Below are 25,838 nucleotides of genomic sequence, written 5' to 3'. Positions count from 1 at the left end.
CCTGGACCACCGCACGTCGCCGGAGCCGCGGGCGCCCGGAGCGCCGGCGGCACCGGCGAGGGCGCCGACCTCATGGGTCACTGCACCGTGACGCGGTGGTGGTGGTCAGCGGGTCATCGTGACGTGGTGGTCACCGGGGTCACCAGCACGCGGTCGTGCCCGACCACGCGCGGCTCACCGGTGACCTGGACCGGGTGCTCCCAGCGGATGTCCTCGCTCGATCGGCCGACCTGGAGCACGACCTGGCCGGTCTCGACGACTCGCTTGCCGTCGCGGCCGGTGAACGAGGTGCGGTCGGCGTGCAGCCGGAACGTCACCTCGGTGGCCGCGCCCGCCTCCAGCTCGACCCGGGCGAAGCCGACGAGCTGGCGCACCGGACGGGTCACGCTCGCGACCGGGTCGTGCAGGTAGAGCTGGACGACCTCGGCGCCGGACCGGTCACCGGTGTTGCGCACCAGGCACGACACCTCGACCTCGCCGTCGGCCGGGAACTCCGCGCCACCGGCGAAGTCGGACAGCTCGAACGTCGTGTACGACAGGCCGTGCCCGAACGGGTAGGCGGGCGACGGGTCGACCGAGCTGACCCCGCCCGGACCGCCGAGCGGCGGGTGCAGGTAGGTGGTCGGCTGGCCGCCGGAACCGCGCGGCACCTGCACGGGCAGCTTGCCGGACGGGTTGACCCGCCCGCTGAGCACGCCGGCGACCGCGCCCGCGCCCTCTTCACCGGGGAAGAAGGCCTGCACGATCGCGGCGGGCCGCGCGGTCGCTCCCCCGGCGGCGGCCGGCGCGTCCGCGCCCGTGACGGGCCCGGTGTAGCGCCCCAGCGCGTACGGGCGACCGGTCAGCAGCACCAGCACGACCGGCACGCCCAGCGCCAGCAGCCGGTCCAGCAGCTCGCCCTGCACGCCGGGCAGGTTCAGGTCCTCGGCGTCGCAGCCCTCGCCGGACGTGCCGCGGCCGAACAGCCCGGCCCGGTCGCCGAGCACGGCCAGCACCACGTCGGCCTCGCGCGCCACCGCGACGGCGTCCTCGATGCCCGACCGGTCGTCGCCGTCGACCTCGCAGCCCTTGGCGGTGGACACCTCGGCGCCCGGGAACTCCTTCAGCACGGCCTGGACCATCGTGTCCATCTCGACGCCCAGCGGCACGTCCGGGTGCTGCACGCCCACGTGGTTCGGGAACGCGTAGCAGCCCATCAGCGCCAGCAGGTCGTCCGCGCACGGGCCGACCACGGCGACCTTGCCGGCGCCGGTCAGCGGCAGCACGCCGGAGGCGTTGTCCAGCAGCACCACGGAGCGCTCGGCCATCGTGCGGGCCAGGTCGCGCAGCGCGGGCGGGTCGAGGTCGACCGGCTCGCCGCGCAGCACCGCGGGCGACTCCGGCTGCCAGCCCTCGTCCAGCAGGCCGAGCTCGCACTTCTGGGTCAGCACGCGGACCACCGCGCGGTCCACCAGCGCCTCGTCGACCTGGCCGGACCGCACCAGCTCGGCCAGCGGCTCGCCGAAGCAGCGCACGCTGGGCAGCTCGACGTCGATGCCGGCGGCCAGCGCCAGCGAGGCGGCTTCACCGGGCGAGCCGGCGACGCCGTGCGCGGTCTCCAGGAACGACACCGCGAAGTAGTCCGCGACGACCACGCCGGTGAAGCCCCACCGGTCCCGCAGCAGGTCGTTGAGCAGGGTCGGGTCCGAGGCCGCCGGCACGCCGTCGACCTCGGCGTAGGAGTTCATCACCGAGCGGGCGCCGCCCAGGCGCAAGGCCATCTCGAACGGCGGCAGCACCACGTCGGCGAACTCGCGCGGTCCCATGTGGACCGGCGCGTGGTTGCGCCCGCCGCGCGAGGCGGAGTAGCCCGCGAAGTGCTTGAGCGTGGCCACGATCCCGCTGGACTCCAGGCCCTTGGTGTAGGCGGCACCGAGGAGACCGACGAGGTACGGATCCTCACCGATGGTCTCCTCGGTGCGCCCCCAACGCGGGTCGCGCGACACGTCGAGCACCGGCGCCAATCCCTGGTGGACGCCGACGTCGCGCATCACGAGACCGACCTCGCGTGCCATCCGCTCGACCGTCTCCGGGTCGAAGGACGCGCCCCACGCGAGCGGGGTCGGGAAAACGGTGGCCTGCCAGGCGGTGAAGCCGGACAGGCACTCCTCGTGGGCCATGGCGGGGATGCCGAACCGGGTGTTCGCGACCAGCTTGCGCTGCGTCTCGGTCAGCACCTTCGCGGCCACCAGCGGGTCGATCGGCCCGGTGCCGAACACGCGGGTCAGCTGCCCGAGGCCGGGCTTGGTCAGCTCGTCCCACGGCGGCAGCGGCTCGGCGAACTCGTGCTGCGCGGGGGCGACCTCCTCACCCTCGGAGATTCCCACCCACACGCCCACCAGCTGGGCCAGCTTCTCCTCCAGGGTCAGCTCGGCCAGCAGGGCGGCGACCCGCTCACCGGTCGGCCTTCCGGGATCGGCCCAGGGGTTCAGCACGGCGGCTCCTTCGTTGACGATCGGACGACGAGTTCGGTGGCCAGTTCCACCCGTTCGGTCTCCACGGGGCGACCCGCTATCAGGTCGGCGAGCATCCGGCCCGCGTGGCGGCCCATCTCGGTGAGTGGTTGGCGCACGGTGGTGAGGGCGGGCGAGGACCACACCGCGACCGGCAGGTCGTCGAAGCCGACCACGCTCAGGTCGTGCGGCACGGACAGCCCGACGACGCGGGCCGCCTCGATCACGCCTAAAGCCTGCTCGTCGTTGCCGGCGAAGATCGCCGTCGGCCGGTCCGGCAGCGCCAGCAGCTCGGCCGCGCGGCGGAACCCGCCCTCGTGCTTGAAGTCCCCGTGCTTGACCAGCTCGGGGTTGAACGCGATGCCCGCGCGGTCCAGCGCGGCGCGGTAGCCGTCGACCCGCGCGCGGCTGCACAGCATCCCGGCCGGTCCGCCGATGACGCCGACCCGGCGGTGGCCGAGGCGCAGGAGGTGTTCGGTGGCGGCGAGGCCGCCGGCCCAGTTCGTCGCGCCGACGCTGGGCACGTTCGGCTGCGGCAGGTCGACCGGGTCGATGACCACGACGGGGATGCGGGAGTTGGCCAGCACGCGGCGGTCGGCGGCGGTCAGCTGGGAGGTGACCAGGAGCGCGCCCGCGCGCCTGGCCTCGACCAGCGACGCCGCCCACGACGTGTGCTGACGGGGTTTGTCGGTGGACGACACCACGACGTGCAGTCCGGTGTCGACGACACCGCGGATGATCTCCACCGCCCAGGGGCTGTCCAGGGCGGTGAACACGAGGTCCACCAGCAGGTGGCCGGAGGCCCGCCGGGATCCCACCGGCACGTAGTCGTACTCGGCGAGCAACTGCCGCACCCGAGCCCTGGTCTCCGCGCCGACGTCGTCCTTCCCGTTGAGGACTTTGGACACCGTCGGGAGAGACACCCCCGCTGCTGCGGCAATCGTGGCCAACGTGGCTCGACGCATGGGCCGATAGTATCGAAACTCGATCGAAACACAAGAGTGACCTCCTGACGTGCAGAAACATCACCCGGACACGCCGAATGGTGACGCTTGACACCGGTTGGACACGGGCCTAAGGTCTGCGCAAGTCGTGGATGTTTCGAAATGTTTCGATGCCACGAACAAATCCGCAGCGTGGCAGAAGGGTGGCGGTCGCATGTCCCGCCGTTCATGGGTGCGTCCCCTCATCGCGATGGGGCTCGTCGCCGTGACAGCAGTGGTGTCCGCGTGTGGCACGTCCGGTCCGGGCGAGACCACCAGCGGCGCCCTGAAGATCTGGGCGCTCGAGGACCCGGTCCTCAACAAGATCGAGAACAAGTCGATCGACTCGTTCAAGGCGGGTGGCGGCAACGCCTCGCTGGAGACGTTCGGCAACGACCCGTACAAGCAGCGGCTCCGGGTGGCCATCGGCTCCCCGCAGGCCCCCGACCTGTTCTTCAACTGGGGCGGTGGCAACCTCAAGGAGTACGTCGACGCCGGCAAGGTGGCCGACCTGACCTCCGTGCTGGAGGAGAACAAGGCCGTCAAGGACTCGTTCATCCCCAGCGTGCTGAACGGCGCCAAGCTCGGTGACAAGTACTACGGCGTGCCGATGCGCGGCATGCAGCCGGTGCTGCTGTTCTTCAACAAGAAGGTCTTCTCCGAGGCGGGCGCGAAGGCGCCGACGACGTGGGACGAGCTGCTCACCGCCGTCGACACCTTCAAGGCCAAGGGCATCACCCCGATCGCCCTCGCCGGCACGCAGGCGTGGACCGAGCTGATGTGGGCCGAGTACGTGCTCGACCGCGTCGCCGGCCCCGACGTGTTCAAGAACATCCGGGACAAGGGCCCCGAGGGCTGGAAGGACCCGGCCGTGGTCGAGTCCATGACCAAGCTCAAGGACCTCATCGACCGCGGCGCGTTCGGCAGCAGCTTCGCCTCGGTCGGCTACGACGCCGGTGGCGCGTCGACCATCCTGGCGCAGGGCAAGGCCGCCATGCACCTCATGGGCTCGTGGGAGTACACCAACCAGCTCGACCAGAGCCCGGACTTCGTGAAGAACGGCGACCTGGGCTGGGTGGCGTTCCCGTCGGTCCCCGGCGGCAAGGGCGACGCGGGCAACCTCGTCGGCAACGTGAGCAACTTCTACTCGGCGACCCAGGACTCCAAGAGCCTGGACGCGGCCAAGAAGTTCGTCACCACCGAGCTGAACAAGGACTCCTACGTCGAGGCGCTGATCGAGGCCGGTGACGTCCCGCCGGTGGTGGGCGCCGAGGAGAAGCTGAAGAAGTCGCCGAACCCGGAGTACGCCTCGTTCATCTACGAGCTCGTGCTGGACTCGAAGAACTTCCAGCTGTCCTGGGACCAGGACCTGCCCGCCGACCAGGCGACCTTCATGCTGACCCAGCTCCAGGAGTTCTTTCTGGGCAAGGTCTCGCCGCAGCAGTTCGTCGACGCGGTGGCCGCGCGCTGATGTCGTCCCAGCGGCCTTCGGCCTGGTATGCCGTGCCGGCGTTCGCGTTCTTCGCCCTGTTCGCCGCGCTGCCGATGCTGCTCGTGATCTACCTGAGCTTCACCGCTTGGGACGGTCTGGGCTCACCGGCGCTCAACGGGGGCGAGAACTGGTCCCGGCTGCTCGACGACGCCGAGGCGCGCGCCTCGGTGTGGCGGACCCTGGTGCTGATGGTCGTGTCGTGGCTCGTCCAGACCCCGATCGCGTTGCTGATCGGGGTCTGGGCGGCCGGCAAGCAGCGGTCCCGGGCGGTGCTCAGCTCGATCTTCTTCCTCCCGCTGCTGCTGTCCACGGCCGCCATCGCGTTGTTGTGGCAGGCGCTGCTCGAGCCGAACTTCGGCGCGTTCGTCGGCGGTCCGCTGTTCCTGGGCGACCCCGAGATCGCGCTCTACACGGTGGTGCTCGTGATCTCGTGGCAGTTCATCCCGTTCCACACCCTGCTCTACCAGGGCGCGGCACGGGCGGTGCCGCCCTCGCTGTACGAGGCGGCGACCCTCGACGGCGCCTCCCGGGTGAGCAAGTTCCGGCACATCACGCTGCCGCAGCTGCGCTACACGATCGTCACGTCGTCGGTGCTGATGCTGGTCGGCTCGCTGACCACGTTCGACACCGTGCTGATCCTGACCAACGGCGGACCGGGCACCGCGACCCGCATCCTGCCGCTGCACATGTACATCACCGGCTTCAGCGGGTTCGAGATGGGCTACGCGAGCGCGATCGCGGTCGTGCTGGTCGTCCTCGGCACGGCGCTGTCGCTCCTGGTCATGCGCTGGAGCGGGTTCCGCCAGATGAGCAGCCAGCAGGAGGGGTCGTGAAGTCTCGTCCCAACTGGCCCGCCGGGCTGTTCGCCCTGGTGTGGCTGGCGATCGTCGTCGGACCGCTGCTCTACCTGGTCACGGTGTCGCTGCGCACTCGCGCCGAGTACCTCGGCAAGAGCGTGTGGGAGCTGCCGGACGCGCTGTCGTTCGACAACTACGTCACCGTGCTGACCGGCGGTTTCGGCCAGTACCTGCTGAACAACGTGATCGTGACCGTCGCGACGGTGGCGATCGTGGTGCTCGTGACGGTGCCCGCCGCGTACGCGGTGGTGCGCAACACCAGCCGGTTCGTGCAGCGCGGGTTCACCCTCATCCTGATGGGGCTCGCGATCCCCGCGCAGGCCACGATCATCCCGGTGTACCTGATGATCACCCGGATGCAGCTGTACGACACGTTGACCGCGATCATCCTGCCGACGGCCGCGTTCGCGCTGCCGGTGGCGATGCTGGTGCTGACCAACAGCCTGCGCGACGTGCCGCGTGAGCTGTACGAGGCGCAGGCCATCGACGGCGCGGGCCCGCTGCGGGTGCTGGTGTCGCTGGTCCTGCCGCTGGCGCGGCCGGCGATCATGACCGTCGTGGTCTACACGGCGCTCAACGCGTGGAACGGGTTCCTCTTCCCGTTGGTGCTCACCCAGTCGGAGTCGTCCCGGGTGCTCACCCTCGGGTTGTGGGACTTCCAGGGGCAGTTCGGCACCAACGTGCCCGCGCTGCTCGCGGCCGTGACGCTGTCCGTGCTGCCGATCTTCGCGGTGTACCTGATCGGGCGACGGTTCCTGCTCAGCGGCCTCACGGCCGGTTTCGGCAAGTAGCACGTCCGGACCGGTGGGACGCTCATGCCCGACGGCCCACCCGTTCCGGTCACCGGTTCCGCCGCCGTCGCACCCGCGGCGGCGGCGGAGCCACGCTCCGGCGAGGGCTCGGGCCCGCCCACTCTCCCGCGGGCCCGAGCCCTCCCCACCCGTCCCGAACGCTCAACTCACCCGTTCTGAACGTAGGACTCTCGCGTTCCGAACGTAGGACTCTCGCGTTCCGAACGTAGGACTCTCGCGAGAGTCGTACGTTCACGTCGCGAGAGTCCTACGTTCAGGACGGGTGAATTCGACGTTCGGGACAGGCGTGGGCGAGGTCGGCGGCGGGCCGGAGAGGTGCCTCGTTGCGGTAACCTCGGCGGTGCGGCCGAGTGGGAGCAACCGGACATTCGACAGTTTCGAACCAGATGTCGAACGTTTCGAACGTGTTACGGACACTCCAAGTGACGAACAACCCACCACCGCTCCCCCGCGTCTAGCGGCCAGAACTGGGCGGGGCTGCCGTAGACTGCCCCCATGCCGACCAAAGCCGACCCGTCACCCTCGGATGGCACAGCCCCAGGCAAGATCACCATTGCCGCCATCGCGGCCGAAGCCGGGGTCTCGGTTCCGACTGTTTCGAAGGTGATGAACGGTCGCGCGGACGTCGCGCCGCACACCCGCGAACGGGTCGAGGCGATCATCCGGCGGCACGGCTACCAGAGGCGGGCGGACGAGCGGTCGCGGCGGTCCAACCTGGTGGAACTGATGTTCCACGAGCTGGAGAGCGCCTGGGCGCTGGAGATCATCCGGGGCGCCGAGCAGGTCGCCTCCGAGCAGGGCCTGGCGCTGGTGCTGTCGGAGTCGCAGGGCAGGCTCACCCCCGGTCACGGCTGGCTCGAAGGCGTCATCGCGCGCAAGCCCCTGGCCGTGATCTCCGTCTTCTCCGACCTCACGTCCTCGCAGCTGGCGAAGCTGCGCGCGCGGGACATCCCGGTCGTCGTGGTCGACCCGATCGGGGAACCCCAGCTGGAGACGCCCTCGATAGGAGCCACCAACTGGAACGGCGGCCTCACCGCCACCCGCCACCTCATCGAGCTCGGCCACCGCCGCATCGCCATGATCGGCGGCCCGGAACGGGTCCTGTGCAGCCGCGCCCGCGTGGACGGCTACCGCGCCGCGCTGGAGACCGCCGGCCTGGACTACGACCCGACCCTGGTCCGGTACGGCGACTTCCACGTCGAGTCCGGGCGCGCCCAGTTCGCACCGCTGCTCGACCTGCCGGACCCGCCGACGGCGGTCTTCGCCGGGTCGGACCTGCAAGCCCTCGGCGTCTACGAGGCCGCCCGCGCGGCCGGCCTGCGCATCCCGGAGGACCTCAGCGTCATCGGCTTCGACGACCTCCCGGTCGCCCAGTGGGTGGGCCCGCCGCTGACCACGGTCCGGCAGCCGCTGCAGGACATGGCCGCGGCGGGCACCCGTCTCGCCATCACGTTGGCACGTGGCGAAGAGCCCGAACACCGCCGTATCGAGCTTGCCACCACGCTGGTGGTGCGTCAGAGCACCGCCGCGCCACGCTGACGAGCCGCCTCTAGTGGTGGTGGCCCGGCTTCTGGACGTAGGTGCACCCGTCCGCCTCCGCGGGCAGGGTGTGCCCCACGTCCGCACCGGGCGCCACCGGTGTGCAACGCAGTTCGTGCAGTCCCAACAGCTCCAGGCCGAGCGTGCCGCTCAACGCGAAGCCGTTGCCGAACCCGAAGTCCGGGTTGTCCGACACCTCGCCACCGGCCAGCGCCCCCTGCCAGGAGCGCTGGAAGTCCGGCAGCTTCTCGCGCTGGAACACCACCAGCCCGAGCCGTTCGTACGGCCCCGCCTCGCACGTCGCCCACTCCGCCACGTACGGCGCGTAGAGCTTCGCCCGCAGCGGGCCGACGAACTCGGCGAACTCCTCCATCGTCCGGGGGACCACGTCGTCGCACTGCCCGGTCTTCTCCCGCACCCACTCCCCGACCGCCGCCGGGGTGCCCAGCGGCGGGCCGAGGGCGGTGGAGCCCAGGCCGGTGGAGTCGGTCGCCGCCGAAGAACAGGCGACCGACCCCACCAGGAGCGCGACCAGGGCCGCGCACCGCCCCAACATCAGGCCGCGGCGCAGGAAGCGCCGTTGAGGGCGAACGACGACGGGTTCGTGGGCGTCCCCTGCGACGTTCCGTTGAACCCGAAGCTCACCGTCTGGCCCGGCTGGATGTTCTGGTTCCAGCTGGCGCCCTTCGCGGTGGCCTTGCCCGCCGCGACGGCGACCTCCGCCGACCACGCCTGGCCGATGCCCTGCCCCGCGGGGAGGTCCCAGACCAGCTGCCACGCGGAGACCGCGCTCGTGCCCGTGTTCTTCACCGACACGTTGGCGGTGAAGCCGCCGGACCACGAGCTGGGCACGTTGTACGTCACCGCGCAGGCGCCCGGCGTCGTGCCGCCGCCCGTGCCGGTCCGCACCGACACGGCGGTCGACGGCGGCGAGGTGTTGCCCGCCGCGTCCCGCGCCACCACGTAGAACTGGTACGCGGTGTCGGCGGTCAGGCCGGTGACGGTGGCCGTGGTGCCCGAGCTCGTCGCGACCGCCACGTCGGTGGCGCCCGCCTCGCGGTAGACCTGGTAGCCGCTCACGCCGGTGTTGTCCGACGCCGCGGACCAGCTCAGCGCCACCGAGTTCGCGGTGGCGGTCGCGGTGGGCGTGCCCGGCGCCGTCGGCGCCTGGGTGTCACCGCCGCTGCTGCCGCCGGTGAAGATCACGTCCGAGCAGCTGTAGAACGCCTCGGGGCTGTCGCTGCGCTGCCAGATCGAGTAGATGACGTGGCGACCGCTCTTGTTGGGCAGGGTGCCGTTCCAGGAGTACTCGCCGCCGGCCGCGACCGGGTTGGTGATGCTGTCGAACGGCACGGGCTCCAGGTCCGACCACTTCAGCGGCTGCGTGACGTCGAAGCCGTCCTTGGTGACGTACTGGTCCCAGGTGCCGGGGTGCGGCGCCCACGCGTTGTACTTGAAGTTGATCCGCGCGCCGGCCTGCAACGTCGTCGTCGGCCAGTCGGCGCGGGTCAGGTTGTAGGCGTCGTACTTGGTCGTCGGGCCGCAGAGGTCGCCGTCGGCGATGATCTCGCGGTGCTTGCCGCCCGCCAGGCTGATCAGGTTGCCGTACCAGTCCCACAGCGGCTGCTTCCCGCCGATCTGCACCGCGGCGACGCACGCCGGGTTCGTCGGGTTCAGGTCGCCGCCGCCGCTACCGGCCCTGCCGTCTTCGTAGCAGGCGTAGGTGCGGCTTGCGGGGTAGGTCATCGACCCGTGTGCCAACGCCACGCCGCTCTGGACGAAGACGCTGGTCACACCGACGATACCGAGCGCGGCAACGGCCAACGCCCCAAAGCGCTTGAGTCGCAAGGACCTTCTCCTTCAGATCGACGGTGATCTGTGAAACCACAGGACTGGGAGCGCTCCCAGAATCACGATCGCATTACCGGTGACGCCACGTCAACGGCCCGTTTCAACTGGTGCCCACCGGGTACCGCTCGACCATGCGCATCGCGGTGGTCGGTCAGATAGCCCGTGACCTGGTCTTGGTGGTGCCCGAGGTGCCCGGACCGGGTGCCCGCGCGGAGGTCCTGGAACGTCGCGAAATGCTCGGCGGGAAGGGCGCGAACATCGCCCGGGGCACGAGGCAGCTCGGCGCGACGGCCGCGCTGGTCGGCGTCGTGGGGGACGATCGGGAAGGCCGCCTGCTGGTCGAGCGGCTCGACGCGGACGGCGTAGCGACGTCCGCCGTGGTGTGCCGGTCGGGCGTCCGGACGGCCCTTATCGTGGACGTCGTGTGCGATGGCGGGTACCGGTACCTGGAGGACGTCCCCGGGCCGACCCTGGTGACGGCGGACGACGTGCGGGCGGCGGCGTCGACGCTGGCCGGCGCGGACGCGGTGGTCGTGCAGTTGCAGCAGCCCGCCGAGGCGGCGCTGGCTGCGGTGCGCGCGGCGACCGGGCTGGTCGTGCTGGACGGCGCGCCGGACGGGCGCGCGGCCGAGCTGCTGGCCGCGGCGGACGTGGTGCGCGCCGATCACCGTGAGGCGGAGGTGCTGACAGGGCGGTCGATCACCGGGGCGGACGCGGCCGTGCGGGCGGGACGGGAGCTGCTGGCCCGCGGGCCGTCGGTGGTGGCGCTGGAGGTGCCGGGCGAGGCGAACGTGCTGACCTGGGGCGAGGGGTCGGCGGTGATCCCGTTGACCGACGAGGAGGTCGTGGACACGACCGGGGGCGGCGACGCGTTCGTGGCCGCGCTGACCGTGGCGCTGGTGCGCGGTGACGACCCCGAGCAGGCGGGTCGGCTGGCCACGGCCGCCGCGGGCCGCGCGGTGGGCCACCCCGGCGGGCGGACGGACCTCGACGGGCTCGCGCTAGGAGCCCGTCAGCTCGGCTAGGTACCGGAAGAACCGGTGCGCCGGGCGGAGGTGGCCCGGGTCCTCGGTGAACATCGCGCGGTGCACGTAGGCGTAGAAGACGACGTCCGGGCCGTCCGCGAGGACGAACCTGGTCAACGGGTGCTCGGCCCCGGGGCAGTGCTCGGTCCCGTGCGGGATGACGCGGACCGTGACGTCGGCGCGGTCGACGGCGAAGCCCTCCAGCACGTAGGCCGTGCAGCGGTCGGCGTCGAGCTGCGCCAGGGACGGGTGGATGCCCAGCGGCGCGTAGACGTCGATCCGCTCGGCGGTGCGGCACAGCACGTTGATCACGCTGGTCGCCTCGGCGCCCCAGGCGCACCACATCGTGGGATCGGGGGGCGACGAGGCGGCGATGCCATCCTCCAGCCGCTGGATCCGCTGCGGCGACTGCCTGGTCCGCGAGGCGAGCTCGGCCACGGTCAGACCTGCGGCCTCGCGGACCCGGCGCAGTTCGAGGCCGAGCAGGCGGCCACGCAGCGTCGGCTTGTGGTCCATCAGGTCATCACCTCGGCTGCGAGACACATCGCGTGCGTGATCCGAAGCTATATTGATAATTATCCCGATGTCGACTCACCGGACGGGTGCGGTGTCGCTACCCTCTGCACCGCTCCGGGCCACCAGATCCGACGGGACGAGGACATGGGCGACGACGCCCCGATCTCCAGCACGGTGCAGGCGTGGGAACTCGGGCTGCTGCTTCGGGACCACCGGGAACGGCTCGGGCTCACGGCGGCGGCGGTCGGCAGGACGACGGGCATCGGCGGCACGAACCTGTCCGCGATCGAGTCCGGCAAGCGGCGGCTCACGGCGGCGAAGCTCGGCGACCTCGCCGACGCCTACGAGCTGACCGAGGACGATCGCGCCGGGCTGGAGGCGCTGCGGGCGCAGACCGAGCGGCGCGAGTGGTGGTACGACTACGCCCGCCTCTACTCGGACGACTTCCTGCGGCTGCTGGGGTTGGAGGCGGGAGCGGCCAAGGTCTGCGAGTACGCGCCGGACATCATCCCCGGGCTGCTCCAGACCGCCGACTACGCGCGGGCGGTGGTGCGGGCGGGCACGCCGTACATCCGGCCGGTCGACGTCGGCCCGAGGTTGGAGACGCGGCTGGCGCGGCAGGGCCGGCTGGACGGCGACCACCCGGTGCGGCTCGACGTCGTGCTGGGCGAAGCCGCGTTGCGGCAGCTCGTCGGCGACCCCCGCGTGATGCGCCGGCAGCTCGCCCACCTGCTGGACGTCCTCGACCGCAAGGGCGGTCACGTCCGGGTGCGGGTCATCCCCTTCGCGGTGGGGGCGCACCCGCTGCTCGGCGCGGCGTTGAAGATCCTTTCCTTTCGCTCCAACAGGCTCGGCGACCTGATGTACCAGGAGACAGCGATCAGCGGTGTCATCATCGACAAGCACCAAGTGATACTCGAGTCGACGGCGAGCTTCGCGGAGACGTTCGACCGAGCGCTCGGCGACCGCGACTCGCGCGAGTTCATCGACGCGGTCTACCACGAGATGGAGCGGTTCTGATGCCTCACACCCCCTCGGCCACGGCGCGTGGTTGGTTCAAGAGCAGCTTCAGCACGGCGTCGGGTGACTGCGTCGAGGTCAGGTTCGACGGTGACGTGGTCCAGGTGCGGGACACCAAGGACCAGGGCGGCGGACCGGTGCTGACCGTGCAGGCCCCGGCGTGGGATGACTTCCTGCGCCAGTTGCTGTCGGGCGCGGTCGAGGCGGACGGCGTGCTGGCCGTGCTGCCCGCGCCGCGCGGCGGCGCGATCCTGCGTGCGGGCGAGGACGGCGGCGAGCTGCGCTACACGCGTGGCGAGTGGGAGATGTTCATGCGGGGCGTGCGCGCGGGCGAGTTCACCCACTCCGCCGTCGTCTCCCGGGCGAGTTGACGACCGCGACCTGCCCGGGAACGCGCTGGAACCGGACCCCTCATGGACGGGCACCAGCCGGTTCCGTAACCTGTCCGAGACCCTGGACGGGTGTAACCCGTTCGGGGACCCACCCGGCTCAAGGAGGATCGCGCGAACCGTGGCGTCGAAATCCGCTCAGCGCACCGCCCGCGCAGCCCTGACGGCCACGGCCGTCTCCGCGCTGCTCGGCGCCGCGATGCCCCTCCCCCAGGCCGCCGCCGACCCCGAGACGCCGTCCGACGCCTCGGCCGCGTTGCGGAAGTACAACGACCTCTCCCACCAGGCCGAGGCGCTGAACGAAGAGCACCTGCGCGCGCAGGAGACGCTGTCCAACGCCCAGGGCACGCTCGACCAGGCCAACCGCGACATCACCACGGCCCAGCAGGCGCAGGAAGCGCTGCGCGGCCAGGTCGACCTGCTCACCGAGGCCTCCTTCGAGGGAGCGCGGTTCAACCAGCTGTCCGCGTTGCTCGTCAGCGACTCGCGGCAGGACTTCCTCAACCGCATGTCCGCGCTGGGCGTGCTGGCGGGCGACAACGCGGAAGCCCTGCAGGGGCTCAGCGACGCCGTCGACCTGGCCAACGACGCCGCCCGCCGCGCGACCGAGGCCGCCGACGTCGCGAACAAGGCCATCGTGGACATCGACCAGCGCAAGGCCGCGCTGGACGGGCAGATCACCGAAGCCCGCGAGGCCTACCGCTCGTTGAGCTCGGCGGAGCGGGCGGCGTTGAACAACGCGGGCGACATGAGCGCGATCCCCGTCCCGGCGGGCAAGGCCGGCGAGGCGCTGGCGTTCGCGCTGGCCCAGCGCGGCAAGGACTACGTGTACGGCTCGAACGGCCCGAACACCTGGGACTGCTCCAGCCTCATGCAGGCGGCGTACCGGGCGGCCGGCATCGCGATCCCGCGCACCACCTACAGCCAGGCCACCATCGGCCGGCAGGTGTCGCGCAACGACGTCAAGGCCGGCGACCTGATCATCTACTACTCCGGCCAGACGCACGTGGCGATGGCGATCGACGGCATCCGCGCCGTGCACGCGTCCACCGAGGGCGTGCCGGTGAAGGTCCAGGACATCGAGTCCATCGGACCGGTGGACGTCATCCGGCGCGTGGTCGGCTGAGCCCGCACCCGGGCAGGTCACGGGCCGGCGACGAGTTGCACCGGTCCTGACGGGCGCTCACAGTTCTCCTGGGCCTAGGCTGGACGCGGTTGAGCAGCAGCCGCACCTGCCGACCACACCCAGGGGTGGACATGGACGATTTCACCGATGCCGTCACGCTCACGGCGCGCGAGGTGTCCGAAGGCGTGGTGGTCGTCGCCGTGGCCGGCGAGCTGGACATGGCGACGGCGCCCGCGGTCGAGGAGTACGTCCACCAGCGGCTCGGTGACGCGAGCCGGGCCCTCGTGCTCGACCTGTCCGGGGTGACGTTCCTCGGGTCGACCGGCATCAACCTGCTGATCGCGCTGCGGTCGGCGTGCGAGGCGGCCGGGACGGCGCTGCGGCTGGTGGCGACGACGAAGGTCGTGCTGCACCCGTTGGAGCTGACGGACCTCGTCGACCACTTCACGATCATCACGGCGGTGAGCGAGGCGAGCTGACGGGCTTGAGCGAGGCGAGCTGACGGGCTCGGCGTTCAGCCGTCGAGGACGGCCCAGACGACCTTGCCGCCGTGCGGCCACGGGTAGCAGCCCCACGTGCGGCTCAGCGCCGACACGATCGTGAGGCCCCACCCGCCCTGGCGCGGAGGGTCGGGCTTCGGCTCCCGAGGCGGGTCGGGGCTCCCGTCGCGGACCGCGACGGTCAGCAGCCGGTCCCGGAGCTCCAGGCGCAGCACGGGCGCGGAGCGGGTGTGGCGGACGGCGTTCTCGACCAGCTCGGTGGCGACCGTGACGGCGTCGTGGACCAGGTGGGTGACGTGCCGGCGTTGGCACGTCTCGCGCACGAAGTGCCTCGCCAGCAGGCCGCTGAGCAGCGAGTCAGGCAGTTGCGTCTCGTCGCGCGTGCGTTCGGGCGGGCGTTCGACGGCGGCCAGGGCGGTGGTCAGCGCGGTGAACCGCGGCACCGAGCCCGTGGCGCCGGCCGCGAGCGCACGGCGGTGGCCGGGTGACTCGCCGACCAGCATCACCGGCACGCCCGGCCACTGCGCCACGCGCAGGCCGACCGTGGCGAAGACCGCCATGAACGCGGGCGTGGCGCACTCGAAACCGTCACCGAGCCGCACGATCACGGCGGTGGGCTCGTCCACGGCGCACTTGAGCAGCCCGTCGCGCAGGTCGCGGTAGGTCGTCAGGTCGAGCCGGCCGGTCGGGCGCACCACCGCCGCGCCGTCGATGTCCGTGCGGTGGAGCGTGAGCGCGGCGACGCTGCCGGCTCTCCGCCCACGGTCTCGCGTTGGCATCAGGTCACCCCGCTCGGTGGATACCCGAGCGGTGCAACCCTATTCGCCTGGTCGCGACGCGCGGTCGGTTCGGAGGGCCGACCTCATCGCACGGGCGAGGCGACCTTCGGCTTCGGGGTCCACTGGGTGTAGCCGGCGCTCTCGGCCTCGGCGACCGAGCTGAAGGTGACGTCGCCCTTCATGCGCTTGTAGTACGGCGACTCGGGGGTGTGGAAGATCATCGACTTGGAGTTCGCCTTGACCTCCACCGACTCACCCACCGCGACGGGAACGGGGACGGCGACCGGTGCGGGGGCGACTGCGGCGGGCACGACGACGGGCGCGGGCTCCTCGACGGCTTCCTCGACCTCGGCGACGGGGGTAACGGGTTCCTCGGCCACGGGCGCGACCGGGACGGCGACGGCGACGGCGGGCTCCTCGACCTCGACGGCGGGAGCGATCGGTTCCTCGGCCACGGGCGCGACCGGAGCGACTTCCGCAGCAGCGGGCACGGGCTCCTCGACCTCGACGGCGGGAGCGATCGGTTCCTCGGCCACGGGCGCGACCGGAGCGACTTCCGCAGCAGCGGGCACGGGCTCCTCGACCTCGACGGCGGGAGCGATCGGTTCCTCGGCGGCGGGAGCGGTCGGGGTGGGTTCCGCGGCGATCTCGGCGGCGGGGGCGGGTTCCGCGGTGGGCTGAAGGGCTTCGGCTTCCGCGGCGATCTCGGGCTCGGGCTCCTGGGTGGCCTTCGGCTCCGGAACGGTCTCGGGTTCTTCGGCGGGCTTGGCGGGCTCGGCCGGTGCCGGGAGGGCTTCGGCGGCCGGCACCTCGGCGACGGCGACAGCGACAGGGGTCGCGGCGGGCTCGGTGGCGGTGGGCTTCGAGTCGGTGGGCTCGGAGGCGGCCGGCTCGGTCAGGCGGGCGCGCAGGTCGCGGATGGTGGGGTTGAGGCGCAGCCAGACGACGGCCGCGCCCGCCAGGAACGCCGCCACGCACAGGACGATGGTGAACAACCAGGACACTGCCAACTCCTACGGCCACAGCTTGCGGAACAGGGACGTCGACCGGACGCGTCGCGACAGGCCGAGCACGCCCTCGGTCCGCAGGTCGGGCATCGCGGGCGTTGCCACCCGAAGTCACGACGCCACGCCACCAGCTCGACCCGAAAGCACACGACCCGTCGGCCGAATTCACCGTGTCGGGAACCACAGACTAAGGACGTGTCAAGCGGCGTTCGGCAGCACCCCCTGCCTGCACCCGCACCGACTGCACACCGGGTGCGCGGGCAGCCGCACGTCGGCCAGCAGTGTGCGGGCGTCGTCGAACGTCGGGACCCGCTGCCCCGGCACCAGCAGACCGTCCAGCACCTCCTGCCGCCGCCGCGCCAGCTCGCGCGCCCGCGCCACCGGGTCCTTCAGCCGCGCGCGCACCCGCTCCCGCGACTGCTCGCGCGCCAGGCTGCCCGCCGCGCTCAACGGCCGCCGGGCACGCGGCTCGGTCAGGCGGGCGTTGCGCCGGTTGACGCGCCACCAGGCGCCCAGCGTCATACCCGCCACCGGGGGGCGCGCACGCCGCGCGCCCCCCTGCCACCACGACCGCAGCCGCGCACGGAGGAAGTCGTGCGCTACCTGGTCGCGGCTTCTCGGGCTGCCCTGCCTGGTGCCGTCAGGCCTGCGGTCGACCGCCGCGAGCAGGGCATCGACGCTCCACCCCTCGGCGAACCACGGCTCGACGACCCGGCGCACGGCGGCGCGGTGGGCATCGGGCCAGGTCGCACGCAGGCAGAGCGCCTCGACCGCCGTGTCGATCTCGGCGTCCGTCTCGGGGATGACACGGCCGGGCCACTGACGGGGATCTAGTCGAACTCGCATCGCATGGCTCCCTTCGAACGCGTACCGAACATCCGTTCGAGATAGTGCCACCGACCACCGACAATTCCCGAGTCTTAGATTTGACTTATATAAGCTCAGACTGAAAGATGCTGGTCGTGCACGCGTTCGACGTCCTCGGCGACCCGGTCCGTCGCCGCATCTTGGAGCTGCTCGCCGACGGCGAGCTGACCTCCGGCGCGGTCACCGAGGTGGTCCGCCGGGAGTTCGGCATCTCGCAGCCCGCGGTCTCCCAGCACCTGCGGGTGCTGCGCGAGAACGGCTTCGCCCGCGTCCGCGCGGAGGGCACCCGGCGCCTCTACGCGGTGGACGACCAGGGCCTGCGCGAGGTGGACGAGTGGCTCGACCGGTTCCGGCGGTTCTGGAGCGGGCACCTCGACGCGCTTGCCACCGAACTCGCGCGCGGGAAGCGCGAGAGGCGACTCAAGGAGGAACAACAGTGATCGACATCGCCGACCAGCTCAAGGCCATCCACCGCGGGGTGCGCGCGGGCGCGGACGAGACGATCGGCGTGCTGCTGCGGCGCACGTACGACGCGGCGGCAGCCGACGTGTGGGACGCGGTGACCGACCCGGACCGGCTCAAGCGCTGGTTCCTGCCGGTCAGCGGCGACCTGCGCGAGGGCGGGAGCTTCCAGGTCGAGGGCAACGCGGGCGGCAACGTCCTGACCTGCGCTCCGCCGAAGCTGCTGCGGCTGACGTGGGGCGCCGAGACCAGCATCGTGGAACTCCGCCTCACCGAGGAGGACGCCGAGCGGACCACGGTCGAGCTGGAGCACACCGTGCCCAAGGCCATCGCCGGCAGCGGCGCGGGCGCGCTCTACGTCGGTCCCGGCTGGGACGGCGGGCTCCTCGGTCTGGGCCTGTACCTCGCGGGCGAGGTGCGGGACGGGTTCGACCCGGTCGCCGCCGCCGACGCGCCGGAGACCCGGCGGTTCAACGCCGGGTCGATCGACGCGTGGGCGGCGGTGGTCGCCGAGTCGGGCACCGCCTCGGCGGAGGAGCTGTCCGGGGCGCTGACGATGGCGAAGGCCCAGTACACCCCGGACGCCGGCTGAGGACTACGGCTCGGAGACCTCGGCCTCGACGTCGTCCAGCGTCGACTCGATCCCGTCGAAGCCGGGGTCCGCGGGCGCGGCGTCGTCGGCGCGGCACCCGACCACCGCGAACAGCAGCACGGCGGCCGCGATCACGGCCCTCACTTGACGCCGCAGTGCTCGGCCTGGAACTCGTCCACGCGCCGCTGCGCGTCACCGAGCTTGGCCACCTGCCCGTCACGCCGCTGCAACCGCCGGTCCAGCCGCTCGACCCGGGCGGTGTCGCCCGCGTCGCGCGCCTGCTGCGCCCGTGCCCGCAGCCAGGCCGTCGACCCAGCCACGTCGGGGCCGCCGTTGATGCGGGTGGTGAGCCGCGCGATGCGGTCCTCCACCTTCGGCGCCCGCTCCTCGCACAGCTTCTTCACCCGGTCGGGGCTGATCGTGATGGGCGCGTAGGTGGCGTCCTGCGCGGCGGCGACCCCGGTGGACGTGAGCCCGACCGCGGCGGTCGCGACGACCGCGAAGCGAATCCATGAGTTCATGACGACCACGATCACCGGTCACGGTGTGGAGCGGGTGCGGCGGGTGTTCGGATCGCGCAAAGTCGCCGCGCCCGTTTCACCCCTGCCGCAGCGGTAACCCTCTTCCCCATGAACGACACCTTGTGGGACGACTTCCACCGCGTGGTGAACATGACCTCGCACGAGCTGGAGGACTGGCTGCGCACCCGCTCGGCCGACGAGGACAGCGAGACCGTGCCCGACCAGGCCGGCACGCCGACCGGCCAGGACGTGCTGCGCGTCCTGCGCAAGCGGCGCACGGACCTGACCACCGAGGACGTCAAGGTGATGAGCAGGGTCGTGGAGCGGGTCCGGGCGCAGCGGCGCGAGGACCTGGAGCCGACGGCGGGCGAGGCGCACTGGCGGCACCGGCTCATGTCCATCGGCCACGACCCGCTCAAGCCTGCCTGAGCCTGCCTGAGCCCCGCTCGGCCCGCTTGAGCCTCAGCCCCCGCTTGAGCCTCAGCCCCGGTGGGCGGCGCCGGCTTTCTCGGCGTCCCCCAGCCGCACGCCCGCCTCGGGGACAAGCCCGAACTGCACCACCTGACGGCGGGCGAGGAGGTCGGTGAGCCAGTCGACGGCCACCCGCAGCCGGTTGCCCGGCATCGCCAGCAGGTGGTAGCCGCGCGCCACCGCCTTCGCGGGCAGGCCGGTCAACGGGATGCGCAGCGGGTTGGCCACCGCCTGCGCGCCGGCCAGGTCGACCACGAACCCCAGGTCGCGGTGCCGGTACGTGCCCACCGGGCCGTGGCCCAACGAGGCCGCGACGTTGCGCCCGGCGAGCTTGCCCTGGCGCTGCGCGTGCTGCGCGGTCATCGGCGTCGGCTTGCCGTCGTTGAACACGTCCGGCACCGCCGCCACGTCCCCGGCCGCGAACACGTGCGGGTGCGTCGGCACGGCCAACGTCGGGTCGACCACCACCCGGCCCTTCACCGTGCTCAGCGCGATCGACTTCACCAACGGGTCCGGTTGCACGCCGACGCACCACACGAGCGTGCGCGTCGGGATGCGGCTGCCGTCGGTCAGCTTCGCGCACTCCGCGGTCACCTCCTCGACGCTGGTCCCCAGCCGCACGTCCACGCCGCGCGACCGCAGCACCCGCGCGGCGGGCCCGGACAGCCGGTCGTCCAGGCCGGGCAGCACGCGTGGGGCCGTGTCCACCAGCACCCACTTCACCTCGGACTCCGACAAACCGCTGCGACCGCGCAACGCCGACCGGGTCAGCTGTTGGCCCTGCGCCACCAGTTCCGTGCCCGTGTAACCGGCGCCGACCACGACGAACGTCGCCCGCGCCGCCCGTTCGGCCGGGTCGCTCGCCTGCTCGGCCAGCTCGACCTGCCGCAGCACGTGGTCGCGCAGGAACACCGCCTCGGCGACCGACTTGAACCCGAACGCGTGCTCGGCCACGCCCGGGATCGACAGCAACCGGGTGACCGAGCCCGCCGTCAGCACGAGCCGGTCCCACTCCAGTACCTGCTCACGCCCCTCGACGTCCACCGCCGTGCACGTGCGCGCGGCCAGGTCGATCCCGGTGGCGTGCGCCTGCACCAGCCGCGTGCGCGGCAGCTTGGGCCGCAGCGGCACGGCCACCCGGCGCGGGTCGAGCGAACCGCCCGCGACCTCGGGCAGCAGCGGCACGTAGAGCATGTAGTCGGTGGGGTTCACCGCCACCAGGTCGGCGGCGTCGGCCGGGAGCACGCGTTCCAGCGTGCGCAGGCAGTGGTAGCCCGCGAAGCCCGTTCCGACGACCAGCACGCGCGGCTTGCCCATGGCTCGATCCCTCCGCCGGTGTCCGTTCCGCCAGCGGGTACCCCGGACCGGGAAGGGGTAGACAACGACCATGGCCCTGGGACTGCCGGACGCGATCACCGCCTGCCTCTTCGACCTCGACGGCGTGCTGACGAGCACGGCCGTGCTGCACCGCCGCGCGTGGCGGCGCACGTTCGACGACTTGTTGCGCCCGCGCGGCGAGCCGCCGTTCGCCGAGTCGGACTACCTGGAGCACGTGGACGGCCGGCCCCGCTACGACGGTGTGCGGGAGTTCCTGGCCTCGCGCGGCATCACGCTGCCCGAGGGCCGGCCGGACGACCCTCCCGACGCCGACACCGTGCACGGCGTCGGCAACCGCAAGAACGACCTGCTGGAGGCGATCATCCGACACGAAGGCGTGACCCCCTACCCGGGCACGGCGCCGTACCTGCGCGCGGTCGAGGCCGAAGGGCTGGGCATCGGCGTGGTGACGTCGTCGGCCAACGCCCGCAAGGTCCTCGACGCGGCCGGCCTGAGCCCGTTCGTGCAGGCCCTGGTGGACGGCGTGGTCATCATCCGCGACGGGCTCAAGGGTAAGCCCGCGCCCGACTCGTTCCTGGTGGGCGCCCGTCTGCTCGGCGTGAGCCCGGAGCACGCCGCCGTGTTCGAGGACGCGCTGGCGGGCGTGGCGGCCGGGCGCGCGGGCGGGTTCGGGCACGTGGTGGGCGTCGACCGGACCGGGCAGCGCGAGGCGTTGCGCGCACACGGCGCGGACGTGGTGGTCGAGGACTTGGCGGAGCTCCTGTGACCGGCTGGGAGGTCCACCCCTGGATGGTGCGCTGGGACGGCCTCGCGGTGGACCAGCTGCGCCGGACCGAGTCGGTGTTCGCGCTGTCCAACGGGCACATCGGCATGCGCGGCACGCTGGACGAGGGCGAGCCGCGCGGATTGCCCGGCACCTACCTCAACGGCTTCTACGAGGAGCACGCGCTGCCGTACGGCGAGTCCGGCTACGGCTACCCCGAGGCCGGCGAGACCGTCGTCAACGTCACCGACGGCAAGGTGATCCGGCTGCTGGTCGGGGACGAGCCGCTGGACATGCGCTACGGCCGGGCGCACGCGCACCAGCGGGAGCTGGACTTCCGCACGGGGACGCTGCGCCGCTGCACGGAGTGGGAGTCGCCGACCGGCCGCCGGGTGACCGTGCGCACCGAGCGGCTGGTGTCGCTCACGCAGCGGGCCGTCGCGGCGATCCACTACGAGGTCGTGCCGACCGAGGACCTGCAACTGGTGGTGCAGTCCGACCTGCTGGCCAACGAGCCGGTCGAGAACGAGGGCGACGACCCGCGGGTGGCCGCGGCGCTGAACGAGCCGCTGGTCGCGGACTTCGCGCACGCCGAGGGCCACCGGGCCGTGCTGGCGCACCACGCGCGCAACTCCGAGCTGCGGATGGCCGCCGCGATGGACCACGAGCTGCACGTCGACGACGGCGTGCGCACCGAGATCCGCGCCGAGGGCGACCTGGCCCGCTTCACCGCGGCCGTGGACGTGCCGGCGGGTGGTCGGCTGCGGCTGGTGAAGTACCTGGGCTACGGCTGGTCCGCGCAGCGGTCGGTGCCCGCGCTGCGCGCGCAGGTCGAAGCGGCGTTGGCGGGCGCGCGGCAGACCGGGTGGGAGGGGCTGCTGGCCGAGCAGCGGCGGTTCCTGGACGACTTCTGGGAGGCCTCGGACATCGAGCTGCACGGCGACGACGAGCTCCAGCAGGCGCTGCGGTTCGCGTTGTTCCACATCATGCAGGCGGCGGTGCGCGGCGAGACCAGGGCGATCCCCGGCAAGGGCCTGACCGGGCCGGGGTACGACGGGCACGCGTTCTGGGACACCGAGATGTTCGTGCTGCCCGTGCTGGCCTACACCGTGCCGGAGGCCGCGCGGGACGCGTTGCGGTGGCGGCACTCGACGCTGGACAAGGCGCGTGAGCGGGCCCGGGTGCTCGGCCAGGGCGGCGCGGCCTTCCCGTGGCGCTCGATCAGCGGCGCGGAGTGCTCGGCGTACTGGCCGGCGAGCACGGCCGCGTTCCACGTCAACGGCGACGTCGCGCACGCCGTGGCGCAGTACGTCAACGCGACCGGCGACCGGGCGTTCGAGCGCGAGTGCGGCGCCGAGATCCTGGTCGAGACCGCGCGGTTGTGGACCTCGCTCGGCCACCACGACCAGCACGGCGGGTTCCGCATCGACGGCGTGACCGGCCCGGACGAGTACTCGGCCGTGGTGGACAACAACGTCTACACCAACCTCATCGCGCAGGAGAACCTGCGCGGCGCGGCGGACGCGTGCGACCGGTGCCCGGACGTGGCCGAACGGCTGGAGGTCACCGCCGAGGAGGCGCGGGGCTGGCGCGAGGCCGCCGACGGGATGCGGATCCCGTTCGACGAGCTGCTCGACGTGCACCAGCAGAGCGAGGGGTTCACCTCGCACGCCGAGTGGGACTTCGAGGGCACCGACTCCGACGAGTACCCGTTGCTGCTCAACCGGCCGTACTTCGACCTGTACCGCAAGCAGGTGGTCAAGCAGGCCGACCTGGTGCTGGCCATGCACGTGCGCGGCGACGCGTTCACGCCCGCGCAGAAGGCGCGCAACTTCGCCTACTACGAGCCGCGGACGGTGCGCGACTCGTCGCTGTCGGCCGGCACGCAGGCGGTGCTGGCGGCCGAGGTCGGCGCGTCGGGGCTGGCCTACGACTACCTGGCCGAGGCGGCGTTCACCGACCTGCACGACCTGCACCGCAACGTCCACAACGGACTGCACATGGCGTCGTTGGCGGGCGCGTGGATCGCGCTGGTGGCCGGCTTCGGCGGGATGCGCGACCACGGCGGCGAGCTGTCGTTCGCGCCGCGCCTGCCGCCGGGGCTGACCAGGATGGCGTTCCGGATGACGTGGCGCGGCACCCGGTTCGCGGTGGAGGTCGAGGAGGGCTCGGCCACCTACCGGATCGTCGCGGGCGACGCGTTGCGCGCCCACCACCACGGCGAGCCGATCGTGGTCGAGCCGGGCACGTCGATCACGATGTCCACACCGGACGCGCCCGAACCGCCCGAGCTGCGCCAGCCGCCGAACCGCGCGCCGGCCCGCAGGTCGCCGTCGGTCCGCGTGCCGTTCACAGGTGTTCCGGGAGAGCCCGGAACGGAAAGCGCGGCGCCGTAAGAAGATCGGGGATGAGGTGCCCGGCCGGACTCTTGGGGGGAGGGGAGCCCGGCCGGGACTTGTCAGGCGGCCAACTGGGGGGTGGTGGCCGCCTAAGGCCTCATCGCAGGCACGGGTACCCCTGTTACCGGGGTTCAATCAAGGATTCCGATGACGGCCGCGTGACCCGCGTCATCACGTTGTCCGCACGACCGTGCGGCGACTGCTCGGCACCCGGGCGGCGGGCCCGGTGACCAGCGCGGACGATCTCCGCAGGAGTGCGGCTCCCATCGGTTGACGTGTAACCCACAGGAGTGAGAAGTGCGGCGCTGGGGGCCGCGGCCGGACAGGATGCGCAAACGTGAGCTCAACACCGATCTACGACGAGTTGGCGGCGACCTACCTCGCCGACCTCATCCCCGCGCCCGGTGAGCCCGCCGGGCCGGGGCAACCGGGCGAGCAGGCGCCCGCGCCCGCCGCGCAGGCGTCCACCACGCACGCGCCCGGCGCCCGGACGTCCACGACCCCGGCGGCAGGCACCCCGGAGACCGTCCGGCCGCAGTCGCGCTCCCGGCCGAAGGTCTGAACCACCTCTGATCTTGACACCACCTCGCGCAGCGGAGTAGGACGAGCACAGCCCGTCAAGGTCGCCTACCCCGAAGGGTGGAGCGGAATGCGTGGACGAGCGCTGCTCGTGGCAGCGATCCTGTTAGCCGCCGGTGCGTGCGACGCAGAGCAGACCGAGACCCCCGACCAGGTGACGCTGACCTGGTGGGACTACCTCAACCACTCCCCCTTGGTGGACCAGGCCGTGGACAGCCTCCTCACCCGTTACCGCCAGGAACACCCCGACGTGCGGATCGAGCGCACCTCCCTGCCCTACCCCGAGTTCCGGGCGAAGCTCGCCGAAGCGACCGCGTCCGGCGTGTTCCCCGACATCGCCGCGGTCGACTCCACCGACCTGCCCCGGCTGGCCGAGGGCAACGCCCTGGCCGACCTCACGGACCGCTTCGACCGGTGGGACGTGGCGGCGGAGTTCCTCGCGCCGGTGCGGGAGAGCGCCACCCACCGCGGCCGCGTCCACGGCGTGCCGCTGCGCAGCACCACCACCGCGCTGGTCTACAACCGGGACCACTTCGCCGCCGCCGGCCTCGCGCACCCGCCGACGACGTGGGAAGGTCTGCGCACCGCCGTCGAGACCTTGACCACCGCCGACCGGTCCGGGCTGTGCTTCGGCGCGAAGGGCGACGACCTGACCACCACGTTCCTGCCGGTGCTGTGGCAGGCGGGCGGTGACGTCGACCGGCTCGGCGACCGGGCCTCCCTCGACGCCCTCGCCCACCTGGACGGCCTGGTGGGCGCCGACCGCGGCACGCCGGCGGAGGTGCTGGACCGGACCGACGCCGACGCGCGGCAGCGGTTCGCCGAGGGCCGGTGCGCGATGGCGATCACCGGTCCGGCCGCGATACCGGCGTTCAACCAGGCGGGGCTGGACTGGGCGGCGGCGCCGTTGCCCGAGGGCGCGGCGGGCGGCGCGGGCCGGCTCGGCGGCGAGACGTGGGTGATCGGCCGCAACGGTCGGGTCGACCGGGCGTGGGACGTGCTGACGTGGCTGGCCGAGGCCCCGGACAACGTCACGGAGTTCGGCGGCGGTCTCGGCGCGCTGCCCAACCGCACGGACACCGCGGACGACCTGGCCTGGCAGTGGGACCCGAACGTGGCGGGCTTCACCGACCAGCTGCGGTCGGCGCGGACCCCCACCGCGTACGGCGCGAGGTACCCGGAGATCTCCCGCGCCCTCGCCACCATGGCCACCCGGGTGCTCACCGGAGAGCGCCCACCCGATCAGGCGACCGCCGAGGCCAGGGCGGAGATCGACCGCCTGCCGCGCTAGGCCGAACGGGCGATTGCCGCAACCGGCGCGGAGATCGACCTGCGGCTTCGCCGGTCCGCGCCGCCGGACGGACCGGTGCTGGTGGCACGTCGGGCCCACCGCTCGCGACCCGCCGATTAGCCGTAATGCCGGACCGTGTTGGGCGATATGACCCATAGGGGGAAGGC

Annotated in this window: 27 protein-coding genes; 16 read left to right on the top strand and 11 right to left on the bottom strand. The window is 72.3% G+C overall.

Going from position 1 to position 25,838, the window contains the following annotated elements:
- Positions 1 to 113: 113 nt before the first annotated feature.
- Together ACQPYE_RS12765 and ACQPYE_RS12760 are read right to left on the bottom strand one after the other, a co-directional pair.
- Positions 114 to 2,474, bottom strand: a complete 2,361-nt coding sequence (locus ACQPYE_RS12765) for a beta-xylosidase/alpha-l-arabinosidase (RefSeq protein ID WP_498721324.1) — start codon at positions 2,472 to 2,474, stop codon at positions 114 to 116.
- Positions 2,468 to 3,457, bottom strand: coding sequence for a LacI family DNA-binding transcriptional regulator (locus ACQPYE_RS12760; RefSeq protein WP_053716050.1), 990 nt, complete (start codon positions 3,455 to 3,457; stop codon positions 2,468 to 2,470). Before ACQPYE_RS12760 ends, ACQPYE_RS12765 begins: the two co-directional genes overlap by 7 nt.
- Positions 3,458 to 3,650: 193 nt before the next feature.
- Here ACQPYE_RS12760 and ACQPYE_RS12755 point away from each other — a divergent pair, with 193 nt between their 5' ends.
- From ACQPYE_RS12755 to ACQPYE_RS12740, 4 genes are all read left to right on the top strand, one after another.
- Complete coding sequence (locus ACQPYE_RS12755; RefSeq protein WP_498721323.1) at positions 3,651 to 4,946, top strand: extracellular solute-binding protein; 1,296 nt, start codon at positions 3,651 to 3,653, stop codon at positions 4,944 to 4,946.
- Positions 4,946 to 5,800: a carbohydrate ABC transporter permease gene (locus tag ACQPYE_RS12750; protein WP_498721322.1), complete on the top strand. Its 855-nt coding sequence runs from the start codon at positions 4,946 to 4,948 to the stop codon at positions 5,798 to 5,800. The genes ACQPYE_RS12755 and ACQPYE_RS12750 overlap by 1 nt, the downstream gene beginning before the upstream one ends.
- Positions 5,797 to 6,615 (top strand): carbohydrate ABC transporter permease, encoded by an 819-nt coding sequence (locus ACQPYE_RS12745; RefSeq protein ID WP_498721321.1) that lies wholly within the window; start codon positions 5,797 to 5,799, stop codon positions 6,613 to 6,615. The genes ACQPYE_RS12750 and ACQPYE_RS12745 overlap by 4 nt, the downstream gene beginning before the upstream one ends.
- A 516-nt stretch (positions 6,616 to 7,131) precedes the next feature.
- On the top strand, positions 7,132 to 8,175 hold the full coding sequence (locus tag ACQPYE_RS12740; protein WP_498721320.1) for a LacI family DNA-binding transcriptional regulator: 1,044 nt from the start codon (positions 7,132 to 7,134) through the stop codon (positions 8,173 to 8,175).
- Between the two features lie 10 nt (positions 8,176 to 8,185).
- Here ACQPYE_RS12740 and ACQPYE_RS12735 read toward each other — a convergent pair whose 3' ends face one another.
- The gene (locus ACQPYE_RS12735; RefSeq protein ID WP_498721319.1) at positions 8,186 to 8,731 is read right to left on the bottom strand and encodes a hypothetical protein; all 546 of its coding nucleotides are present in this window, start codon (positions 8,729 to 8,731) and stop codon (positions 8,186 to 8,188) included.
- Positions 8,731 to 10,023, bottom strand: a complete 1,293-nt coding sequence (locus ACQPYE_RS12730) for a lytic polysaccharide monooxygenase (protein ID WP_498721318.1) — start codon at positions 10,021 to 10,023, stop codon at positions 8,731 to 8,733. The genes ACQPYE_RS12735 and ACQPYE_RS12730 overlap by 1 nt, the downstream gene beginning before the upstream one ends.
- Before the next feature lie 134 nt (positions 10,024 to 10,157).
- On the opposite strand from ACQPYE_RS12730, the gene ACQPYE_RS12725 reads away from it, so the two are divergent.
- A complete protein-coding gene (locus ACQPYE_RS12725) occupies positions 10,158 to 11,051 on the top strand; it encodes a PfkB family carbohydrate kinase (RefSeq protein WP_498721317.1) in 894 nt (297 codons plus the stop codon).
- Here ACQPYE_RS12725 and ACQPYE_RS12720 read toward each other — a convergent pair.
- Entirely contained in the window at positions 11,028 to 11,567 is a 540-nt protein-coding gene (locus tag ACQPYE_RS12720; RefSeq protein ID WP_498721316.1) for a Scr1 family TA system antitoxin-like transcriptional regulator, read from the bottom strand. The genes ACQPYE_RS12725 and ACQPYE_RS12720 overlap by 24 nt on opposite strands.
- A 144-nt stretch (positions 11,568 to 11,711) precedes the next feature.
- Here ACQPYE_RS12720 and ACQPYE_RS12715 point away from each other — a divergent pair, with 144 nt between their 5' ends.
- The 4 genes from ACQPYE_RS12715 (at position 11,712) to ACQPYE_RS12700 (ending at position 14,581) form a co-directional block, all read left to right on the top strand.
- The gene (locus ACQPYE_RS12715) at positions 11,712 to 12,587 is read left to right on the top strand and encodes a helix-turn-helix domain-containing protein (protein WP_498721315.1); all 876 of its coding nucleotides are present in this window, start codon (positions 11,712 to 11,714) and stop codon (positions 12,585 to 12,587) included.
- Positions 12,587 to 12,958 carry a DUF397 domain-containing protein gene (locus tag ACQPYE_RS12710; protein ID WP_498721314.1) on the top strand — a complete coding sequence of 124 codons (372 nt, stop codon included), beginning with the start codon at positions 12,587 to 12,589 and terminating at the stop codon, positions 12,956 to 12,958. The genes ACQPYE_RS12715 and ACQPYE_RS12710 overlap by 1 nt, the downstream gene beginning before the upstream one ends.
- Before the next feature lie 139 nt (positions 12,959 to 13,097).
- On the top strand, positions 13,098 to 14,102 hold the full coding sequence (locus ACQPYE_RS12705) for a C40 family peptidase (RefSeq protein ID WP_498721313.1): 1,005 nt from the start codon (positions 13,098 to 13,100) through the stop codon (positions 14,100 to 14,102).
- Between the two features lie 131 nt (positions 14,103 to 14,233).
- The gene (locus ACQPYE_RS12700; RefSeq protein WP_498721312.1) at positions 14,234 to 14,581 is read left to right on the top strand and encodes an STAS domain-containing protein; all 348 of its coding nucleotides are present in this window, start codon (positions 14,234 to 14,236) and stop codon (positions 14,579 to 14,581) included.
- A 35-nt stretch (positions 14,582 to 14,616) separates the two neighbouring features.
- On the opposite strand, the gene ACQPYE_RS12695 is transcribed toward ACQPYE_RS12700, so the two are convergent.
- The 3 genes from ACQPYE_RS12695 to ACQPYE_RS12685 form a co-directional block, all read right to left on the bottom strand.
- Positions 14,617 to 15,381: an ATP-binding protein gene (locus tag ACQPYE_RS12695; RefSeq protein ID WP_498721311.1), complete on the bottom strand. Its 765-nt coding sequence runs from the start codon at positions 15,379 to 15,381 to the stop codon at positions 14,617 to 14,619.
- A gap of 83 nt (positions 15,382 to 15,464) precedes the next feature.
- Complete coding sequence (locus ACQPYE_RS12690) at positions 15,465 to 16,385, bottom strand: sunset domain-containing protein (protein WP_498721310.1); 921 nt, start codon at positions 16,383 to 16,385, stop codon at positions 15,465 to 15,467.
- A gap of 201 nt (positions 16,386 to 16,586) precedes the next feature.
- Complete coding sequence (locus ACQPYE_RS12685; RefSeq protein WP_498721309.1) at positions 16,587 to 17,234, bottom strand: hypothetical protein; 648 nt, start codon at positions 17,232 to 17,234, stop codon at positions 16,587 to 16,589.
- A 116-nt stretch (positions 17,235 to 17,350) separates the two neighbouring features.
- Here ACQPYE_RS12685 and ACQPYE_RS12680 point away from each other — a divergent pair, with 116 nt between their 5' ends.
- Both ACQPYE_RS12680 and ACQPYE_RS12675 read left to right on the top strand, forming a co-directional pair.
- Positions 17,351 to 17,695: an ArsR/SmtB family transcription factor gene (locus ACQPYE_RS12680; RefSeq protein WP_230570683.1), complete on the top strand. Its 345-nt coding sequence runs from the start codon at positions 17,351 to 17,353 to the stop codon at positions 17,693 to 17,695.
- On the top strand, positions 17,692 to 18,309 hold the full coding sequence (locus ACQPYE_RS12675) for an SRPBCC domain-containing protein (protein WP_498721308.1): 618 nt from the start codon (positions 17,692 to 17,694) through the stop codon (positions 18,307 to 18,309). The genes ACQPYE_RS12680 and ACQPYE_RS12675 overlap by 4 nt, the downstream gene beginning before the upstream one ends.
- A 3-nt stretch (positions 18,310 to 18,312) precedes the next feature.
- Here the strand turns inward: ACQPYE_RS12675 and ACQPYE_RS12670 are convergent, their stop codons facing one another.
- Complete coding sequence (locus tag ACQPYE_RS12670) at positions 18,313 to 18,453, bottom strand: hypothetical protein (RefSeq protein ID WP_498721307.1); 141 nt, start codon at positions 18,451 to 18,453, stop codon at positions 18,313 to 18,315.
- Positions 18,450 to 18,830 carry a hypothetical protein gene (locus tag ACQPYE_RS12665; RefSeq protein ID WP_498721306.1) on the bottom strand — a complete coding sequence of 127 codons (381 nt, stop codon included), beginning with the start codon at positions 18,828 to 18,830 and terminating at the stop codon, positions 18,450 to 18,452. Before ACQPYE_RS12665 ends, ACQPYE_RS12670 begins: the two co-directional genes overlap by 4 nt.
- 108 nt (positions 18,831 to 18,938) lie before the next feature.
- On the opposite strand from ACQPYE_RS12665, the gene ACQPYE_RS12660 reads away from it, so the two are divergent.
- Positions 18,939 to 19,259 carry a DUF3140 domain-containing protein gene (locus tag ACQPYE_RS12660; protein ID WP_498721305.1) on the top strand — a complete coding sequence of 107 codons (321 nt, stop codon included), beginning with the start codon at positions 18,939 to 18,941 and terminating at the stop codon, positions 19,257 to 19,259.
- A 51-nt stretch (positions 19,260 to 19,310) separates the two neighbouring features.
- Here ACQPYE_RS12660 and ACQPYE_RS12655 read toward each other — a convergent pair whose 3' ends face one another.
- Positions 19,311 to 20,618, bottom strand: a complete 1,308-nt coding sequence (locus ACQPYE_RS12655) for an NAD(P)/FAD-dependent oxidoreductase (RefSeq protein ID WP_498721304.1) — start codon at positions 20,616 to 20,618, stop codon at positions 19,311 to 19,313.
- A 70-nt stretch (positions 20,619 to 20,688) separates the two neighbouring features.
- On the opposite strand from ACQPYE_RS12655, the gene ACQPYE_RS12650 reads away from it, so the two are divergent.
- The 4 genes from ACQPYE_RS12650 to ACQPYE_RS12635 all read left to right on the top strand — a co-directional run bounded on the left by ACQPYE_RS12650 (position 20,689) and on the right by ACQPYE_RS12635 (position 25,671).
- The gene (locus ACQPYE_RS12650; RefSeq protein WP_498721303.1) at positions 20,689 to 21,405 is read left to right on the top strand and encodes a beta-phosphoglucomutase family hydrolase; all 717 of its coding nucleotides are present in this window, start codon (positions 20,689 to 20,691) and stop codon (positions 21,403 to 21,405) included.
- Positions 21,406 to 21,428: 23 nt separating this feature from the next.
- Complete coding sequence (locus ACQPYE_RS12645) at positions 21,429 to 23,798, top strand: glycoside hydrolase family 65 protein (protein WP_498722893.1); 2,370 nt, start codon at positions 21,429 to 21,431, stop codon at positions 23,796 to 23,798.
- A gap of 340 nt (positions 23,799 to 24,138) precedes the next feature.
- The gene (locus ACQPYE_RS12640) at positions 24,139 to 24,363 is read left to right on the top strand and encodes a hypothetical protein (RefSeq protein WP_498721302.1); all 225 of its coding nucleotides are present in this window, start codon (positions 24,139 to 24,141) and stop codon (positions 24,361 to 24,363) included.
- Between the two features lie 87 nt (positions 24,364 to 24,450).
- Entirely contained in the window at positions 24,451 to 25,671 is a 1,221-nt protein-coding gene (locus tag ACQPYE_RS12635; protein WP_498721301.1) for an extracellular solute-binding protein, read from the top strand.
- The last annotated feature ends 167 nt before the right edge of the window (positions 25,672 to 25,838 follow it).

Origin of the sequence: Actinosynnema sp. CA-299493 (genome assembly GCF_050946825.1) — a bacterium.
Classification (GTDB): domain Bacteria; phylum Actinomycetota; class Actinomycetes; order Mycobacteriales; family Pseudonocardiaceae; genus Actinosynnema.
The sequence above is the reverse complement of the archived record's forward strand: the minus strand, read 5'-3'. Positions and strand labels throughout refer to the sequence as shown.

Bases quoted from the DNA above. Each gene is read 5' to 3' on its own strand.
- ACQPYE_RS12760 (WP_053716050.1), bottom strand. From the start codon at position 3,457: ATGCGTCGAGCCACGTTGGCCACGATTGCCGCAGCAGCGGGGGTGTCT.
- ACQPYE_RS12755 (WP_498721323.1), top strand. From the start codon at position 3,651: ATGTCCCGCCGTTCATGGGTGCGTCCCCTCATCGCGATGGGGCTCGTC.
- ACQPYE_RS12750 (WP_498721322.1), top strand. From the start codon at position 4,946: ATGTCGTCCCAGCGGCCTTCGGCCTGGTATGCCGTGCCGGCGTTCGCG.
- ACQPYE_RS12740 (WP_498721320.1), top strand. From the start codon at position 7,132: ATGCCGACCAAAGCCGACCCGTCACCCTCGGATGGCACAGCCCCAGGC.
- ACQPYE_RS12735 (WP_498721319.1), bottom strand. From the start codon at position 8,731: ATGTTGGGGCGGTGCGCGGCCCTGGTCGCGCTCCTGGTGGGGTCGGTC.
- ACQPYE_RS12725 (WP_498721317.1), top strand. From the start codon at position 10,158: ATGCGCATCGCGGTGGTCGGTCAGATAGCCCGTGACCTGGTCTTGGTG.
- ACQPYE_RS12720 (WP_498721316.1), bottom strand. From the start codon at position 11,567: ATGGACCACAAGCCGACGCTGCGTGGCCGCCTGCTCGGCCTCGAACTG.
- ACQPYE_RS12715 (WP_498721315.1), top strand. From the start codon at position 11,712: ATGGGCGACGACGCCCCGATCTCCAGCACGGTGCAGGCGTGGGAACTC.
- ACQPYE_RS12710 (WP_498721314.1), top strand. From the start codon at position 12,587: ATGCCTCACACCCCCTCGGCCACGGCGCGTGGTTGGTTCAAGAGCAGC.
- ACQPYE_RS12700 (WP_498721312.1), top strand. From the start codon at position 14,234: ATGGACGATTTCACCGATGCCGTCACGCTCACGGCGCGCGAGGTGTCC.
- ACQPYE_RS12695 (WP_498721311.1), bottom strand. From the start codon at position 15,381: ATGCCAACGCGAGACCGTGGGCGGAGAGCCGGCAGCGTCGCCGCGCTC.
- ACQPYE_RS12685 (WP_498721309.1), bottom strand. From the start codon at position 17,234: ATGCGAGTTCGACTAGATCCCCGTCAGTGGCCCGGCCGTGTCATCCCC.
- ACQPYE_RS12665 (WP_498721306.1), bottom strand. From the start codon at position 18,830: ATGAACTCATGGATTCGCTTCGCGGTCGTCGCGACCGCCGCGGTCGGG.
- ACQPYE_RS12660 (WP_498721305.1), top strand. From the start codon at position 18,939: ATGAACGACACCTTGTGGGACGACTTCCACCGCGTGGTGAACATGACC.
- ACQPYE_RS12655 (WP_498721304.1), bottom strand. From the start codon at position 20,618: ATGGGCAAGCCGCGCGTGCTGGTCGTCGGAACGGGCTTCGCGGGCTAC.
- ACQPYE_RS12650 (WP_498721303.1), top strand. From the start codon at position 20,689: ATGGCCCTGGGACTGCCGGACGCGATCACCGCCTGCCTCTTCGACCTC.
- ACQPYE_RS12645 (WP_498722893.1), top strand. From the start codon at position 21,429: ATGGTGCGCTGGGACGGCCTCGCGGTGGACCAGCTGCGCCGGACCGAG.
- ACQPYE_RS12635 (WP_498721301.1), top strand. From the start codon at position 24,451: ATGCGTGGACGAGCGCTGCTCGTGGCAGCGATCCTGTTAGCCGCCGGT.